At 54.9% G+C, this 17621-nt stretch carries 15 protein-coding genes and 1 tRNA gene; 8 read left to right on the top strand and 8 right to left on the bottom strand.

What is annotated here, in order from left to right; translation table 11 throughout:
* Positions 1-122: 122 nt before the first annotated feature.
* Positions 123-482: a bifunctional dihydroneopterin aldolase/7,8-dihydroneopterin epimerase gene (gene folB, locus AC2FC2_RS08625; protein WP_209637248.1), complete on the bottom strand. Its 360-nt coding sequence runs from the start codon at positions 480-482 to the stop codon at positions 123-125.
* A gap of 107 nt (positions 483-589) precedes the next feature.
* On the opposite strand from folB, the gene plsY reads away from it, so the two are divergent.
* Positions 590-1228 (top strand): glycerol-3-phosphate 1-O-acyltransferase PlsY, encoded by a 639-nt coding sequence (gene plsY / locus AC2FC2_RS08620; protein ID WP_209637246.1) that lies wholly within the window; start codon positions 590-592, stop codon positions 1226-1228.
* A gap of 35 nt (positions 1229-1263) precedes the next feature.
* Here the strand turns inward: plsY and tsaD are convergent, their stop codons facing one another.
* On the bottom strand, positions 1264-2277 hold the full coding sequence (gene tsaD, locus AC2FC2_RS08615; protein ID WP_209637244.1) for a tRNA (adenosine(37)-N6)-threonylcarbamoyltransferase complex transferase subunit TsaD: 1014 nt from the start codon (positions 2275-2277) through the stop codon (positions 1264-1266).
* 326 nt (positions 2278-2603) lie between these two features.
* Between tsaD and rpsU the strand changes: the two genes are divergently transcribed.
* The 3 genes from rpsU (at position 2604) to rpoD (ending at position 6759) form a co-directional block, all read left to right on the top strand.
* Positions 2604-2819, top strand: coding sequence for a 30S ribosomal protein S21 (gene rpsU, locus AC2FC2_RS08610; RefSeq protein WP_001144069.1), 216 nt, complete (start codon positions 2604-2606; stop codon positions 2817-2819).
* A gap of 136 nt (positions 2820-2955) precedes the next feature.
* Positions 2956-4704, top strand: a complete 1749-nt coding sequence (gene dnaG / locus AC2FC2_RS08605; protein WP_209637242.1) for a DNA primase — start codon at positions 2956-2958, stop codon at positions 4702-4704.
* A gap of 219 nt (positions 4705-4923) precedes the next feature.
* Positions 4924-6759, top strand: coding sequence for an RNA polymerase sigma factor RpoD (rpoD, locus tag AC2FC2_RS08600; protein WP_209637240.1), 1836 nt, complete (start codon positions 4924-4926; stop codon positions 6757-6759).
* 64 nt (positions 6760-6823) lie between these two features.
* Here rpoD and mug read toward each other — a convergent pair whose 3' ends face one another.
* Positions 6824-7312: a G/U mismatch-specific DNA glycosylase gene (gene mug / locus AC2FC2_RS08595; RefSeq protein WP_490659075.1), complete on the bottom strand. Its 489-nt coding sequence runs from the start codon at positions 7310-7312 to the stop codon at positions 6824-6826.
* A 147-nt stretch (positions 7313-7459) separates the two neighbouring features.
* On the opposite strand from mug, the gene AC2FC2_RS08590 reads away from it, so the two are divergent.
* Positions 7460-7536 (top strand) — tRNA-Ile (locus AC2FC2_RS08590).
* A gap of 440 nt (positions 7537-7976) precedes the next feature.
* On the top strand, positions 7977-8417 hold the full coding sequence (gene aac(6') / locus AC2FC2_RS08585) for an aminoglycoside 6'-N-acetyltransferase (protein WP_490659074.1): 441 nt from the start codon (positions 7977-7979) through the stop codon (positions 8415-8417).
* Here the strand turns inward: aac(6') and AC2FC2_RS08580 are convergent, their stop codons facing one another.
* Positions 8418-9134: an HPP family protein gene (locus AC2FC2_RS08580; RefSeq protein ID WP_209637234.1), complete on the bottom strand. Its 717-nt coding sequence runs from the start codon at positions 9132-9134 to the stop codon at positions 8418-8420.
* A gap of 171 nt (positions 9135-9305) precedes the next feature.
* Between AC2FC2_RS08580 and yfcF the strand changes: the two genes are divergently transcribed.
* Positions 9306-9944: a glutathione transferase gene (gene yfcF / locus AC2FC2_RS08575; RefSeq protein ID WP_490307898.1), complete on the top strand. Its 639-nt coding sequence runs from the start codon at positions 9306-9308 to the stop codon at positions 9942-9944.
* A gap of 70 nt (positions 9945-10014) precedes the next feature.
* Here yfcF and AC2FC2_RS08570 read toward each other — a convergent pair whose 3' ends face one another.
* The 3 genes from AC2FC2_RS08570 to AC2FC2_RS08560 are packed head-to-tail and all read right to left on the bottom strand — an operon-like array spanning position 10015 to position 14050.
* Positions 10015-11259 (bottom strand): aromatic amino acid transport family protein, encoded by a 1245-nt coding sequence (locus tag AC2FC2_RS08570; protein WP_265555918.1) that lies wholly within the window; start codon positions 11257-11259, stop codon positions 10015-10017.
* A 58-nt stretch (positions 11260-11317) separates the two neighbouring features.
* Complete coding sequence (locus AC2FC2_RS08565; protein WP_209637228.1) at positions 11318-12772, bottom strand: NAD-dependent succinate-semialdehyde dehydrogenase; 1455 nt, start codon at positions 12770-12772, stop codon at positions 11318-11320.
* A 12-nt stretch (positions 12773-12784) separates the two neighbouring features.
* Positions 12785-14050 (bottom strand): 4-aminobutyrate--2-oxoglutarate transaminase, encoded by a 1266-nt coding sequence (locus AC2FC2_RS08560; RefSeq protein WP_490659073.1) that lies wholly within the window; start codon positions 14048-14050, stop codon positions 12785-12787.
* A gap of 121 nt (positions 14051-14171) precedes the next feature.
* Here AC2FC2_RS08560 and pdxR point away from each other — a divergent pair, with 121 nt between their 5' ends.
* Positions 14172-15638, top strand: a complete 1467-nt coding sequence (gene pdxR, locus AC2FC2_RS08555; RefSeq protein WP_490659072.1) for a MocR-like pyridoxine biosynthesis transcription factor PdxR — start codon at positions 14172-14174, stop codon at positions 15636-15638.
* 48 nt (positions 15639-15686) lie between these two features.
* Here pdxR and AC2FC2_RS08550 read toward each other — a convergent pair whose 3' ends face one another.
* Complete coding sequence (locus tag AC2FC2_RS08550; protein WP_490659071.1) at positions 15687-17306, bottom strand: ABC-F family ATP-binding cassette domain-containing protein; 1620 nt, start codon at positions 17304-17306, stop codon at positions 15687-15689.
* Positions 17307-17621: the final 315 nt, after the last annotated feature.

The following is a 17621-nucleotide window of genomic DNA, read 5'->3' as shown; positions in this document are numbered from 1 at the left end:
TCACCCTATAAATTTACGGCTATAAACATAAAAAAGCGGCAGTGTTCAATACATTGCCGCTAAAACTATTCTCAGGTTCGGACCAAATTAACGGTCTTAAGTTGCATCTTTATGACAGAACGTCACGCCGGGCGAGTACCGCGCTCAATGATCACCCCAACCCGGTTGGCATGTGCAACTGCGCCCGGTTTGCTGACCTTAATACGGACCCACGGGGAATTGAAGCGCTGGAGTAATATTTCAGATATTTCCTCTGCAACCCGCTCTACCAGCGCAAAGCGATTGGGCTCCACGTGTTGGATGATGGCTTCACTAATATCGGCATAGCTCAGGCAGTCATTCACATCGTCACTGGCAGCAGCGCGACGGTTGTCCCAGCCCATTTCGATATCGAACACCAACTTCTGGCGAATGTTTTGTTCCCAGTCATAAACGCCAATGGTAGTAATTACGGTAAGCTCTTCTATAAATACGATATCCATCACGTCATTCTCTGTTTTTGGCCTTGCCGGATACCACTTCCAGCGGAATATGCGTATTATCCATATATGTTGCGAGTAAAACGACCCTTATTAAACGGAACCGCGTTATGAGTGCTACCGCGCTTGGCATGATTATCTTCGCGTATCTGTGTGGCTCAGTTTCCAGTGCGATCCTGGTTTGCCGGATCGCCAGGCTGCCCGATCCGCGTGCAAATGGCTCAGGGAATCCAGGGGCTACCAACGTCCTGCGCATCGGCGGTCGTGTCGCCGCGGCGGCAGTGCTGGTGTTCGATATTTTAAAAGGGATGCTGCCGGTCTGGCTGGCATACAAGCTCAATGTCCCACCGTTGTACCTGGGGCTAACGGCGATCGCTGCCTGTTTGGGGCATATCTATCCCGTATTCTTCCACTTCCGCGGCGGCAAAGGCGTAGCAACGGCATTTGGTGCCATCGCGCCGATCGGCTGGGATCTTACCGGCCTGATGACCGGCACCTGGCTGCTGACCGTGTTGCTCAGCGGCTACTCTTCACTCGGTGCCATCATCAGCGCGCTGATTGCTCCTTTCTACGTCTGGTGGTTCAAACCGCAATTTACCTTCCCCGTGGCCATGTTGTCGTGCCTGATCCTGATGCGACACCATGACAATATCCAGCGCTTGTGGCGCGGCCAGGAAGGGAAAATTTGGGGTATCTTCCGCAAAAAGAAAACCGATGCGGTAGAACAGGACGAGAAAAAAGAAGAGTGATCAAAAAGGCCGGAACTCTCCGGCCTTTCTCATATTTATACTGCAGGCAGTTCCGCCAGCGGCCAACGCGGCCGTACCGAAACACCCAGCTCCGGGTTGGCTCCGCTTTTCAACCGCACCAGGCCTGCATAAGCGATCATCGCGCCGTTATCCGTGCAGAACTCCGGACGGGCATAGAACACTTCACCGCCACGTTTTTGCATCATTTCCGCCATTTTGACCCGTAGCGTACGGTTGGCGCTGACGCCGCCGGCCATGACCAAACGTTTAAAACCGGTGTGCTCCAGCGCGCGTTTGCATTTGATCGCCAACGTATCGACAACGGCATCCTCAAACGCCCGCGCGATATCCGCCCGCGTCTGATCGTCATTGCCGCTGGAGCGGATAGTATTGGCCGCAAAGGTCTTCAGACCGGAGAAGCTGAAATCCAGACCGGGACGATCGGTCATCGGGCGCGGGAAGGTGAAACGACCCGCAGTGCCCTGTTGCGCCATTTTTGACAGCATCGGGCCGCCAGGATAGTCCAGCCCAAGCAGCTTGGCGGTTTTATCGAAGGCTTCACCGGCCGCATCGTCCACTGACTCACCCAGCAGTTCGTACTGACCAATGCCGGTCACGCTGATAAGTTGGGTGTGACCACCGGAAACCAGCAGTGCAACAAACGGGAAAGCCGGAGGATTATCTTCCAGCATCGGGGCCAACAGGTGACCTTCCATGTGATGCACCGGCACCGCCGGCACATTCCAGGCAAACGCCAATGCGCGACCAATGGTAGCGCCGACCAGCAGCGCACCGACCAGGCCTGGCCCGGCCGTATAGGCAACGCCGTCGATATCGGCTGCAGTCAAGTTCGCTTCCTTCAACGCCGCCTGAATCAAAGGTACGGTTTTACGCACGTGATCGCGGGAGGCCAGTTCCGGTACCACACCGCCATAATCGGCATGCAGCTTCACTTGGCTGTATAATTGATTGGCTAATAAACCGGTCTGATCGTCATACACTGCAATTCCGGTTTCATCGCAGGATGTTTCTATACCCAGTACTCGCATTACATTTCCCATCATTCACGTGCGGCCGTCAGTTTAGCACAATCAGACCTGTTTACCGCCAGCACAGCGCATCTTGTCCGAGGTTATAGGCTATGTTGATGATTCCAGCCATAAATGCCGGTTTGATTAAAAACGAGCATTTTTTTCTGATTAGTCTATAATCAGCGCCCGATGCAAAATTGCGCATGTTTTACCAGGGTGGCCGCAGGTTTCAATTTGCTGTGGTGCTTTACAAAGCAGCATCCGTTGAAGTAAAATTCCGCACCATTTTGAAATTGCTGGCGCTTGGCCAGCAGCAAACCGAATTTTATTGAGGTGAGAGGCACATGCCTGTAATTAAAGTACGTGAAAACGAGCCATTTGACGTTGCTCTGCGTCGTTTCAAACGCTCTTGCGAGAAAGCAGGCGTTTTAGCTGAAGTTCGTCGTCGTGAGTTCTATGAAAAACCGACTACCGAACGTAAGCGCGCTAAAGCTTCTGCTGTGAAACGTCACGCGAAGAAACTGGCTCGCGAAAACGCACGCCGCACTCGTCTGTATTAATTCTTCGGGGGTAACCCCGCCGCGTGAATTTCTGATTTTAAAAATCGCGCAGACTGAGTAGTTGCATACGAAGGCCGTGCTTTCCGAAAGGAATGCGCGGCTTGTTCTCGTTTATAGGCTAGTAAAGTAAGGGCTTATGGCTGGACGAATTCCGCGCGTATTTATCAATGACTTGCTGGCTCGCACCGACATCGTCGATCTGATCGACGCACGTGTAAAGCTCAAAAAGCAGGGCAAGAACTATCACGCGTGCTGTCCGTTCCACCACGAAAAAACGCCTTCATTTACTGTTAATGGCGAAAAGCAGTTTTACCACTGTTTTGGTTGTGGTGCGCACGGTAATGCCGTCGACTTTCTGATGAATTACGACAGACTTGAGTTTGTTGAAACCATCGAGGAGCTGGCGACCATGCACGGACTGGAAGTGCCTTACGAGGCAGGTTCCGGGCCAACCCAAATCGAACGTCATCAGCGCCAGAGCCTGTATCAACTGATGGAACAGCTCAGCGCGTTCTATCAACAGTCACTGCATCAACCTTCCGGTGCGCCGGCGCGTGATTATCTGCAACAGCGCGGGTTGAGTGACGACGTTATCCGCCATTTCGCTATCGGCTTTGCACCTGCCGGTTGGGATAACGCCTTAAAGCGTTTTGGTCGCGATGCCGACAGCCGTAGCGCATTGAACGATGCCGGCATGTTGGTGACTAACGATCAAGGACGTTCGTACGATCGTTTCCGTGAACGCGTGATGTTCCCTATCCGCGACAAACGCGGGCGAGTGATCGCCTTTGGCGGTCGCGTATTGGGTGACGGTATGCCGAAATACCTGAACTCGCCGGAAACTGAAGTATTCCACAAGGGTCGTCAATTGTACGGCCTTTATGAAGCACAACAGAGCCACCCTACCCCGCAACGGCTGCTGGTAGTGGAAGGTTATATGGACGTGGTGGCGTTGGCGCAATACGGTATCGATTATGCCGTCGCCTCGCTTGGGACTTCAACGACAGCTGAACATATTCAGCTGCTGTTCCGCGCCACCGATAACGTTGTCTGTTGCTATGACGGTGACAGAGCCGGCCGTGAAGCGGCCTGGCGTGCGCTGGAAACTGCGCTGCCCTATCTCAACGATGGGCGTCAACTGCGGTTTATGTTTTTGCCTGATGGCGAAGACCCGGACACCTTGGTACGCAAAGAAGGTAAAGAGGCCTTCGAACAACGAATGGAGCTGGCGCAGCCGCTTTCCACTTTCCTGTTCGAAACTTTGATGCCACAGGTTGATTTGAGCAGCCCGGACGGTCGCGCCAAGCTGAGTACGCTGGCACTCCCCCTGATCACTCAAGTGCCGGGCGAAACGTTGCGCTTGTACCTGCGCCAACAGCTCGGCAGCAAGCTGGGTCTGCTGGATGACAGCCAGCTCGACAAGCTGATGCCCAAGCAGGCTGAAAATGCGAATACTTATCAGGCGCCCCAGCTAAAACGCACAACCATGCGTATACTAATAGGGCTACTGGTACAAAATCCGCAACTGGCTACACTTATCCCTTCACTCGAGGGGTTAGAGCAGACTAAACAGGCGGGGTTACCGCTGTTTGTCGAGTTGGTGCAAACCTGTTTGGCCCAGCCAGGCCTGACAACCGGTCAGTTGTTGGAGCAGTATCGCGACAACAAATTGAGCCAACAGCTTGAAACCTTGGCGACATGGAACCATATGATCGTTGAGGACAGGGTCGAACAGACCTTTTTGGATACCTTAGCTAGCCTCTATGACTCGGTACTGGAGCAACGGCTGGAAACATTGATCGCGCAGGCCAGAACGCACGGCCTCAGCCCAGAAGAACGTGAAGAAGTCCGTTCTCTTAACCAAGTGTTAGCAAAGAAAAACTAATTTTTGACCAAAATGATTCATGTTTAGGCTGCCAATAACGCCGCCAAAACGTGAAGAATAAAGAATACAACGGCTTAAGTGCCGATAAATGCGAGGGCAGAGCCCTGCAATATGCCGCCACAGTGGGCCGCGGCAACAACAAAAACGCCCCAAATGCTATTGTTGGCGGTTTCGCCGACCGACACCAACCCAAATACTCTGAAGTGTGGATACCGTCTTATGGAGCAAAACCCGCAGTCACAGCTAAAGCTACTTGTCACCCGTGGTAAGGAGCAAGGCTATCTGACCTATGCTGAGGTCAATGACCATCTGCCGGAAGATATCGTCGACTCCGACCAGATCGAAGACATCATCCAGATGATTAACGACATGGGCATTCAGGTTCTGGAAGAAGCGCCAGACGCCGATGACCTATTACTCGCTGAAAACTCAAACAGCACAGACGAAGATGCGGAAGAAGCTGCCGCTCAAGTGCTGTCGAGCGTTGAGTCTGAGATTGGCCGTACCACCGACCCGGTGCGCATGTACATGCGCGAAATGGGTACCGTTGAACTGCTGACGCGTGAAGGCGAAATCGACATCGCCAAGCGTATTGAAGACGGTATCAACCAGGTTCAGTGCTCCGTTGCCGAATACCCTGAAGCCATCACCTATTTGCTGGAACAGTACGATCGCGTCGAAGCAGGCGAAGCGCGCCTGTCCGATCTGATCACCGGCTTCGTTGATCCTAATGCGGAAGAGGACATCGCCCCTACCGCTACCCACGTGGGTTCTGAGCTGTCGACCGAAGAGCAGAACGACGACGACGAAGAGGAAGACGAAGAGGAAGAAGAAGACGACAACAGCATCGATCCTGAGCTGGCGCGTCAGAAATTCGCCGACCTGCGCGATCAGTATGAAGCGACCCGCATCGTCATCAAAAAGAACGGCCGCAGCCACGCCAGCGCAGCAGAAGAAATCCTGAAGCTGTCTGAAGTGTTCAAGCAGTTCCGCCTGGTGCCAAAACAGTTCGACTTCCTGGTCAACAGCATGCGCACCATGATGGACCGCGTTCGTACTCAAGAACGTATCATCATGAAACTGTGTGTTGAACAGTGCAAAATGCCGAAGAAAAACTTTGTCACTCTGTTCGCCGGTAACGAAACCAGCACCACGTGGTTCGAGGCAGCACTGGCAATGGCTAAGCCATGGTCAGAAAAGCTGAAAGACGTAGCGGAAGACGTACAGCGCAGCCTGCAAAAACTGCGTCAGATCGAAGAAGAAACCGGCCTGACCATCGAGCAAGTGAAGGACATCAACCGTCGCATGTCTATCGGTGAAGCGAAAGCCCGCCGTGCGAAAAAAGAAATGGTTGAAGCCAACTTGCGTCTGGTTATTTCTATCGCCAAGAAATACACCAACCGTGGCCTGCAGTTCCTGGATCTGATCCAGGAAGGTAACATCGGTCTGATGAAAGCCGTAGACAAGTTCGAATACCGTCGTGGTTATAAGTTCTCAACTTACGCCACCTGGTGGATCCGTCAGGCTATCACTCGCTCTATCGCCGACCAGGCGCGTACCATCCGTATCCCGGTGCACATGATTGAGACCATCAACAAGCTCAACCGTATTTCGCGCCAGATGCTGCAAGAGATGGGCCGTGAGCCAACGCCGGAAGAGCTGGCTGAACGTATGCTGATGCCGGAAGACAAAATCCGTAAAGTGCTGAAGATCGCTAAAGAGCCGATCTCCATGGAAACGCCGATCGGTGATGATGAAGATTCACATCTGGGCGATTTCATCGAGGATACCACCCTCGAGCTGCCACTGGATTCTGCGACATCAGAAAGCCTACGTTCTGCAACGCACGACGTATTGGCTGGCCTGACTGCACGTGAAGCGAAAGTGCTGCGTATGCGTTTCGGTATCGACATGAACACGGACCACACGCTGGAAGAAGTGGGCAAACAGTTCGACGTTACCCGTGAGCGTATTCGTCAGATCGAAGCCAAAGCTCTGCGTAAACTGCGCCACCCTAGCCGTTCCGAAGTGTTGCGTAGCTTCCTGGACGACTAAGGTTTCGCTGCTTGCAAAAAACCCCGGCATGCCGGGGTTTTTTATTGCCTAAAATCCGCAGGACTCATTTCAACGCCAGAAACAGTTCGTGATAGCTCGCCGTAAGTTGCTCCAACGTGGCACGGTTCAATCCGCTTGGGTTAGGTAATACCCAGACCTCCGTGTTGCCAATCGTCATCTCTTGACGCCCCCAGGGCGCGTTACGCACGCCAAAAGCGCTACTGAACGCCTGTTTGCCCAAGATCGCCAGCGAACGCGGCTGGTAACGCAGAATCTTTTCTTTTAACGCTTCGCCACCGCTGAGTAACTCGTCACGCGTCACTTCACTGGCAGCTACCGTCGGTCGCGCCACCAACGCCGTGATGCCACAGCCCGTATCCTGCAGCTGCTGCCACTGCTCCGGGGCAAGCTGACGTTCGGTAAAACCGGCCTGATACACCACCTTCCAGAAGCGGTTGCTGCCGTTAGCAAAAGGGTAGCCTTGATGGGCGGAAGAAAGGCCGGGGTTGATGCCGCAAAACACCACCCGCAGGTTTGGCGCCAAGAGTTCCATAGGGTTTGCGAGTCCATTAAAAGGATTTACAGCGGTTATCGCAAAATCCGTCAGTAATTACAACAGGCTAGAACTGCTTATAAAAGCAACATACAGATGGGTAACAGTAGACCTGCGCCGAAAGATTACCGTATAATCTCGCCGCTTGGCCCCTTAGCTCAGTTGGTTAGAGCACGCGACTCATAATCGCTTGGTCACTGGTTCAAGTCCAGTAGGGGCCACCAAATTTTAGCTGATATAACAGCGTCAAAAACCACCTCTTAGCAGGTGGTTTTTTGTTTCCGCAGGCTCAGCGCTGCCAAAGCGAATCCCGACCTTCCCGACGGACATCGCAAGATCGCAATCCGATATCACGCAATTGCCAGCAACGCATGGCATCCAAAGACTTTCTGCCAGCAGAACTAAAACTTCGACGCCGCCAATACTGGCACCAATTGCACCATAGGCTCCACCGCTGCGATTTACTGTCGACGCGCAAACTCTCTGTATTTTTCATTGCCTTCCCCCGTTTGTCACTCAGGGATATAGGGTGACTCAAGTCACAAAAACAAGACAGATTCACCGAGTTACTATAATCATCATACAGATCGAGCCGCGGTGATTCTGTATGGTACCCTGCATCCCCCTTTGTACCGGTCTGCTGTCCCATAAAACAGGAAATCCCATGATCGTCATTTGTAACAACGCCAATTTTAATGCCTGGCTGACACTGCGAAGTGCATTGTGGCCAACTTGCCCACAGGAAGAACACCGGGCAGAAATGAATGAGATATTGGCTTCGCCACATCACACCGCGTTTATGATCCAAACCAAGGATGATGCTTTTGTCGCCCTTGCTGAAGTCGCGCTGCGCCATGATTACGTCAACGGCTGCGAATCATCGCCGGTGGCCTTTCTGGAAGGGATTTATACTGCGGAATCAGCTCGTCGCCAGGGCTGCGCATCGCGATTGATTGCACAGGTTCAGCAATGGGCCAAACAGCAAGGGTGCAGCGAACTGGCGTCCGATACTGACATAGCCAATCTCGACTCCCAGCGCCTGCATGCGGCACTGGGTTTTAGCGAAACAGAACGCGTCGTGTTTTACCGAAAAACGCTCGCGTAATCAGGCTTTTCCAGCCTGCCTCTGGTGCGCCAACTGTTCGGCACGCAGCAGAATGTCCTGCAAATCGTCCTCATCGATATCAAAGAGTTCGCCCTGCATCAGCGCCTCGTGCAGATCGGCGCGGGTAATAGACACCGCATCAATCGGCAGATTGGCCGGTTTTGTCTCTGTCGGTGCCAAAGGGTGCGGGTAACGTCGTCCTGCCAGGTTATTGAAGATAATCGCCAACAGCGCCAATAACACTGAGTTAAGCAGCACTGGGTACAGCACGAAGCTATAGCCGAGTTGGTGAATGCCCGGCCCACCGAGGATGGCCGTCAGTGCCACCGCGCCGCCGGGCGGATGCAAACAACGCAGCTTGAACATCAATCCAATCGCCAGCGCGGCCGCTACCCCACAGGCCAAACCAGGATCGGGAATCAACAGACCGGTACTCACCCCCACCGCAGCAGCCGACATATTGCCACCCACGATTGACCAGGGTTGCGCTAACGGGCTATTCGGTACACCAAAAAGCAGCACAGCAGATGCGCCCATAGGTGCGATAAACCACAGGTTCACCTCGCCCAGCACAAAATGACTGATCCACCCCGCAATCATCAACCCCAGCCCGGCGCCGAGGCTGGAAAGTACAATCTCTTTTTTGCCTACCGCCAGAGGATGTGGCCACAAACGTGCACAGCCCACTTTCAATCTTGCTTTCAACGACATCTTCATGTTACTTCGCACTGCCAAATTCAACTTAATGGCAACAAATATATCACAACGCAGGCCTCTGCTGCTTACCGCACCAAACTCACCAGAAATAACTTTAAGCTAACAGATTGATCTTTAGCCACTCCTCGTCAATTATCAAAGTTCGCATCCCTTTGCCTTGAGGAAAACCCAATGTCTCAGCCGATTGCCGAACTCTATACCGATGCTGAATTTTTCAGTCCTTATGCCATGTCGGCGTTTATTACGTTGACGGAAAAAGGCATCCCCTTCACCGTAAAGCCGGTCGACCTGGCACAGGGGAAAAACAAAGAAGCAGCCTACGCGGCGCTGTCCTTGACGCGCCGTGTGCCTACGCTAGTGGTCGGCGAGTTTCAGCTTTCGGAATCCTCAGCCATTGATGAATACCTCGATGAGATCCATCCGGCCCACCCAGTGTACCCACGCGATGTCAAACAACGGGCCAAAGCCCGCGAGGTTCAGGCATGGTTACGCAGCGATTTACAGGCCCTCCGCGCCGAGCGCCCCACCGAGGCGGTATTCATTAACAGTAAGTTTCCGCCGTTGTCCGCCACGGCGCAGGCTGCCGCCAACAAACTGATCGCCGCGGTCGAAAAGTTGCTGAGCCACGGCCAGGATAACCTGTTCAGGGAATGGTGCATTGCCGATACCGATCTGGCCTTGATGCTGAATCGGTTGGTGATACACGGCGATACCGTACCCGAAAGTATTCGCCACTATGCACACAAACAGTGGCAACGCCCTTCGGTGCAGGCCTGGTTGGCGCTGCCGGGGAAAATAAGCGGGGAGTAAAAAATCGGCGGCCACGACGCCGCCGTTCTCAATGACCGAGAAACAACATCACTTCTTGAGGGAAGGCAAGTCACCATCCAGAGGGCAGATAACCTAATAACGAGGCAATGGCATATCCCGCGCTGGACAGATACAGCAACACAATGCTGATCTGCAAAATCGGATGAGTGATCCAGCTACACTGCCAACGCGGCGTCTGATCGCCGTGCTTACGCGCACCACGCAGGATCAACATCGGCATAATCGACAAGATCACCCCGCTGAATACCCCAGCGAAATACAGCGCATTGACGAACGACACCAGCCCGCTATAAGCCAACACAAACGGCGGCAATACGACCAACATCAACACACCGAAGCGGCGCAGCGGCTGCTCGTCGTTGCCCAACCTGAACTGGTCAAAAATATTGGTCAGGAAGCTCCCGCCCAGTCCCCAGTAAGACGTCAGCATCGCGCACAGTGCAAAAATGTTGGCTGAGAAGAAGGCCCACTGCCCCAACGCCTGTCCCCATGAAATGGTTGCCACGTCAGAGATACCATTCAGCCCACTGAGGGCGATCACCGACATCGGTACCGCTGCCAACAGCACGAAGGTCACCGCCATGCCGACCATAATCGCTTTTGGCAGTTGCTCTGGTTTGTCAGAGAAGCCGCGCGCCATTTCTGGCACTATGTATTGCGCAGAGAAGCAAAACACCACCACGTTAAATACCGGCACCATAAAGCGCCAATCACCGTCCAGCAGGTTGCGCATCTGGGTGGTGTCCTTGACCAGCGTGGCCGTCACCAATGCGGTCAACATCACCACCATGCCGATACTGATAAACTTTTCACCGCGGCCAATCGCTTTAAGCCCCAGGTACAGCACCCCTGCCGCCGGCACGAAAAACAGCAGGCTGCCTATCGCCGGGGAAATGCCAAACAGGGATTGCAACAGCTTGCCGCTGCCGGTCATATAGGCGGTCAAGGCCCCAACGCTGTTGACACAGACAGAAGCAAACATCAGCCAGGCACCGATACCGCCGACATAACGTTTCGCCAACCCGCTCAGCTGCAGATGAGCGCGGGTACGCAGGGTCGATTCGGCGACGTACAGCATGGTGATCGTGGTCAAACTCCCCACTAACACTAACCAGAACAACAGGGGTAAAAAACCGGCCTTGCTTGAGGCATAAGCGATAGACAGTACGCCGGCCCCAATATTGGTGCCGACAATCATCGCTACCCCTTCGAGGAAGCTCAGTGATTTGGTGGGTGCAGACGTTCGCACCCCGGCGGCAAGCGCCGGAGAAATAACGGTATTATCAGAAGACATGCGGCATCCTTTGTCTCCCGGTAGCGCTGGCCACCGGGGTAGGTTAGTTTCCCGGTGGTTAACAGCTCACATCGATACACAGGTATTTCAGCTCCAGATATTCTTCAATCCCGTAACGCGATCCTTCGCGTCCGAGCCCTGACTGCTTCACGCCGCCGAACGGCGCAACTTCATTGGAAATCAACCCGGTATTGATCCCGACCATGCCGTATTCCAAGGCTTCAGGCACCCGCCATTGGCGCGACGCATTCTGCGTGAATACATAGGCCGCCAGGCCGAATTCAGTATCGTTGGCCATCGCGATGGCTTCCGCCTCATCATGGAAACGGAACAGCGGCGCTACCGGCCCAAAGGTTTCTTCTTTGGCGAAACGCATTTTTTGCGTCACGCCTGTCACCACCGTCGGTTGGAAGAAGGTACGGCCCAGCGCGTGCGGCTGCCCCCCCGTTGCGATCTGTGCGCCTTTGATCAACGCGTCGTCGATGTGGTTCTGCACTTTTTCAACCGCATCCTGGTCAATCAACGGCCCCTGTGTGGTGCCTTCCTGGCTACCGTCACCGACGTTAAGTTGCTCAACCGCAGCCACCAGCTTGTCCACCAAACGGTCATAGATACCGTCCTGCACGTAGATGCGGTTGGCGCAGACACAGGTTTGGCCGCTATTGCGGAATTTAGAGGCCATAATGCCCGCTACCGCGGCATCCAAATTCGCGTCGTCAAAGACAATCACCGGTGCATTACCCCCCAGCTCCAGTGACAGCTTCTTAATGGTTGGCGCACACTGCGCCATCAAAATACGGCCGACTTCGGTCGAACCGGTAAAGCTCAGTTTGCGCACCACCGGGCTGTCGCACAGTACTTTGCCCACTTGGGCTGCGTCGCCGGTCACTACCTGCAGGACGCCGGCAGGAATACCCGCGTCCTGCGCCAATTTGCCCAACGCCAGCGCAGTCAGCGGCGTTTGTTCGGCCGGTTTGACGATAATGGCGCAACCTGCCGCCAATGCCGGTGCCACTTTGCGGGTAATCATCGCAGCCGGGAAATTCCACGGTGTGATCGCCGCACAAACGCCGATCGGTTGCTTCACGACGACCAAGCGCTGTGAGGCTAACGGCGCCTGCAAGACCGCTCCGTCGACCCGTTTGGCTTCTTCGGCAAACCAGGTGATAAACGAGGCCGCATAAGCCACTTCGCCACGCGCCTCCGCCAATGACTTGCCCTGTTCAGCCGTCATCAACTGCGCCAAATCCTCTTGCGCTGCCAGCACCTTATCGGCCCAGGCCTGCATCAATGCAGAACGTTGCTTAGCGGTCAGCTGCTTCCAGCTTTGCTGTGCCACCTGCGCAGCATTGATCGCCTGTTGGGTCTCTTCGCCGCTGACCAGCGGTATGCTGGCCAGTTCAACACCGGTTGCCGGGTTGATGACCGCTTCGCGTTTACCACTTAACGCATCACACCACTCACCATTGATCAGGCACTGGCTGCGTAACAGTTCAGGATTAGTCAGTTTCATCGTAGCCACTCCTTATTGAGCCAGTGCGCGAGAAAGAATGCCCAACGCCTTGGTGAACTGGTCTTCAGGGATGGTCAGCGGATACAGGAAGCGGATTACGTTGCCGTTCACACCGCAGCTCAGCAGCAGCAGTCCTTCTGCCAGTACTTTCTGCTGTACCTGGCGGGTAATCTCCGCCGATGGCTTACCGGTGGCCGGATCATTAAACTCCACCGCCACCATCGACCCCTGTGCGCGAATATCCGCAATCGCCGGGCTGGTTTGACGCGCCTGCTGCAATACCTCCACCAGATGCTGGCCCAGGCGTTGCGAACGCTGGCACAGCTGTTCTTCTTCAATCACGTCAAGTACTGCCAGCGCAGCCGCAACCGCCAGTGGGTTACCGGCATAAGTACCGCCCAATCCACCCGGAGCTGGGGCGTCCATCACGTCGGCACGACCCGCCACCGCGGACAACGGCATACCCCCTGCCAGGCTTTTCGCCATGGTGATCAAATCGGGTTTAACGCTGTAATGATCCATCGCAAACAGCTTGCCGGTACGGGCAAAACCGGTCTGCACTTCATCGGCAATCAGCAAAATGCCATGTTCGTCGCACAGCGTACGTAACGCCTGCATAAACTCGGCGGGTGCGATATTGAAGCCGCCCTCCCCCTGCACCGGCTCCAGCACGATAGCGGCGACCTGCTTGGGATCGATATCCGCTTTGAAAATACGTTCCAGGCTGTTCATCGCGTCTTCGGTGGTGACGCCATACAAGGCATTCGGGTACTGCCCGTGGAACACCGACCCCGGGAATGGCCCAAAGCCCAACTTGTAAGGTGCCACTTTACCGGTCAACGCCATGGTCATGTAGGTACGCCCGTGGAAACCGCCACCAAAGGTGATCAACCCCGGACGGCCTGTATGGGCACGCGCAATTTTGACGGCGTTTTCTACCGCTTCAGCACCGGTGGTGAAGAACGCGGTTTTGCATGGGCCGTCGATCGGTGCGCGTTGGTTGATACGTTCAGCCAGCGTAACGTAGCTTTCGTAAGGAACAATTTGGTACGCGGTGTGGGTAAAGGCCTTCAGCTGCTTTTCAATGGCAGCGATCACCTTCGGGTGGCGGTGCCCGGTATTGAGCACTGCAATACCGGAAGCAAAATCGATAACCTCATTGCCTTCGACGTCCCACAGCGTGGCGTTCTCTGCACGCTCAGCGTAAAAACCACACATCACGCCTACCCCACGCGGAGTGGCATCCTGACGACGTTGATTCAATTCTGCGTTTTTCATGTTGTTCTCTCCGGTCGGTGCCTGTTGTACGTTTCGTTCACATTCGTGAAACAATGACGTTTATTTACACAGGATGTGGCCCTATAATCGAGAGCCAGTTACGATTAATTGAGGGATCCAATTGCGCTCACTGAGTGGTGACCTGCTATTGCAACGGCTTGGCGAACAGCCCGAAGATAAGCTGCATAAACGGCTATATAACGCGATTCGCACCAGCATTCTGGACGGCAGCCTGCCGCCCTCCAGTCGCTTGCCTGCCTCACGGGATTTGGCGCAGGAACTTGGCCTCTCACGTAACACTGTATTAACCGTTTACGAACAATTATTGGCAGAAGGATATGTTCTGGCTCGTGCCGGGAGTGGCACATTCGTCGCCGAAACCGTGCCGGATAGTTGTTTATCCACTGCGAGTGCGCTAGCAGGCAGTGACGGGGAGCAACGGCGTATAGAGCTGTCAGCACGCGGTAGCACCCTGCTGCACCACGCCAGCGCCAGCCCAAAACAGTGGGGGGCATTTATTCCCGGCGTCCCCGACGTTAACGCCTTTCCACACCAGTTATTCAGCAAAATCCAGGCGCGCATCAGCCGCCGTCCGACACCACAGCGGCTGACATACAGCAATCAGGGCGGCAGCCCGGAGCTGCAACATGCCCTGGTGGATTATTTACGGGTGGCACGCTCGGTCCGCTGTTCACCAGAGCAAATTCTGATCACGGAGGGCATTCATCAGGCGATAGATCTGGTGACACGCATGTTGTGCAATCCGGGTGACGATGCGTGGATTGAAGAGCCAGGTTATTGGGGGATCCGCAACATCCTGCGGATGAACGACGTAAATATCTGCCCGCTAGAGGTTGATGAAGCCGGTATGGTACCGCCGGAAAAACCCACTGTGGCACCACGGCTCATCTTCGTTACGCCGTCGCACCAGTATCCGCTGGGATCCGTGATGAGCCTGGCGCGACGGCAACGGCTGTTGGCTCTCGCACGCAACGGCGGCAGTTGGATTGTTGAAGACGACTACGACAGCGAATTCCGTTTCTCCGGTCAGCCGATACCGGCACTGCAGGGGCTGGAGGCCGACGCGCCGGTAATCTACATCGGCACCTTCAGTAAAACGCTCTATCCAGCGCTGAGGTTGGGTTACGTGGTCTTGCCAAAGCCGCTGATGGCTGCGCTGAAAACGGCGCATGCCGAACTGTATCGTGGGGGCCACTTGCTGATCCAAACCGCGTTGGCGCAATTTATTCAGGAAGGCCATTACACGGCGCATATCCGCCGTATGCGGCTACTTTACGCCCGGCGCCGAGCCTTTCTGACCGCGTTGATCGAACAGCATCTGGGTAAGCAAGCGCTGAGCGAATTTAACAACAACGCCGGGTTGCATCTGATCCTTAATCTGCCGGACGAGGCTGACGATGTGGCGATCGCCGCCGCTGCCAACGCACGCGGCGTGCTGGTGCGACCGCTTTCACGTTACTACATGCAGCCCAACCATCGTCGTGGCCTGCTGATGGGCTTCGCTTGCGTGCCGGAAGAACAAATGGCCGCCGCCTTTACCCTGCTGTTGGAATGCATTCATCCCTGAAAAAAAAAGCGGCCGCCAAGGCCGCTCTGCAGATTCAACTGGCTTGTATCACCAGGCTTGAAGTTGCCACTCTCCCTCCTGCCACTGTAAACGATGAGTCAATTTCAGCGCCTGCAGAAAGTTTTCATCGTGAGACACCACCAGCATCGCGCCAGGGAAACCGGCCAGCGAGGCCTCGATCGCCAAAGACGACGCCAGATCCAGATGGTTAGTCGGCTCATCCAGCAACAGCAACTGCACAGGCTCCCGCCGCCACAACATACAGGCAAGTGCCGCCTTTAATCGCTCGCCACCGCTCAGCGCGCCCATCGGCAGCAGCACATGATCGGCATTTAACTGCAGCTGTGCCAGTTGACTGCGTACCACGCCTTCATTAAGCGGTGAGTCCTGTAGCCCCAGGTGCTCAACCACGGATAAGGATAAATCGAGTTGTGAGAGACTTTGATCGAGGTAACCCGTTGGCAGCGGGCAGTGACAACTGCCGGCTCTCGCCGCCAACTGGCCCAGGATCACTTTCAGCAACGTCGACTTCCCGCAGCCGTTTGGGCCTGTCAGTGCCACACGCATCGGGCCATCAATGCGTAAATTCAGCGGTGGCATAGTGATAAAAGGCAGTTCCACCTGTTCGAGCACCAGTACCTGTTTGCCCGCCGCCACGGCGCTGCCCGGCAGCGTGAGCATCACCGGGCTGTCCTCTTCCACCCGCTGGTAAGCGTCGCGCACTGCGACATCAAGAGCATTCTTTTGATCCTGATGCTGCTTGCGCAGCGTACCGAGGCTTTCTTTGGCCGCCGCCTTGTAGGCCACCCGCTCAAAAGACGCGATATTCAACGTATCGACGGTTTTAAGTGTCTGTGCAGAGCGTCGCTGGCTGATGTCGTGTTCTTTTTGCTGCCGTGCGCGGGTGCGGCGGCGTTCCTGCCGCGCATGCTCCAACCCGGCACGCGCCGCCTGCTGTTCCAAATCACGCTGTCGGCGATAGTCATCGTAGTTGCCGCCGTAACTGTGCAGAGCACCGGGCGTCAATTCAACGATGCGCTGCATACGCGCCAACAATTGCCGATCGTGGCTGGCCACCAGCAAACCACCGCGCCATTGTTCTAACTGTTGATGCAACCAATCACGCCCCGGAGCATCGAGATGGTTGGTCGGTTCGTCCAGCAAAAGAAAGTCCGCATCGCTCAACATCGCCCCGCACAATGCAGCACGCATGCGTTCGCCGCCGCTCAAATCATGTGCCGGTCGTTGTGGATCGAACGCTGGCAGCCCAGCGGCGGTAAAGGCGATCTGTAGACGATCGATCAGATCCCACTGCCCTTCAAGACGATCGATATCGTCCGCCAGTGGGCGTCCCTGCTCGATACGGGCTAGTGCTGCGAACGTCTCACCGTAACCCAGCAGTTGCGCTAGCGTGGTGTGCGATGAAATTTCTGGCTGCTGTGCCACATAGGCCAATGAGGCATGAGATTCAACATGCCCGCCGCCAGGTTGATCTAGCCCCGCGATCAGGCGCAGCAGCCGCGTTTTACCGACGCCGTTGCGCCCAACCAGGCCGCAGTGTCGTTGATCAAACGTGAGATCCAATGGGCCGAACAGCGTTTCGCCGTCAGCAAACTGGCAGGTCAGTTGGTGTAAAACAAAATGGGGGGACTGCGCAAAATGAGCCATAAGCACTCCTGAATGAAATCAAAACATCCCCACAACGCACGAATACGTGCAGCGCAGGACAAGATATCAGCAGGTGTGTGTGTTCATTTTCGGTAATGGCTCCGCAGAGGGCAGGAATTTCAACGCGCAAATGCTAACCGATTTGCTGTTCACTATGCAAACAACAATAAAGATTCATGACATCTATCACATTCAGCGCAACACAGATTCCCAACGGCAGAGACAACGGCTAGATTTATCTCATCCGACCACTTAGCGTCGCAACATAATAATAACAACTAATCATGCCCAATCATTTGCAAGCGGTAACCCGTT

The organism is Serratia sp. CoH_122_TC_1 (assembly GCF_058191755.1).
Note: the sequence above shows the minus strand (reverse complement) of the source record. Positions and strands in the feature narration are given on the sequence as shown.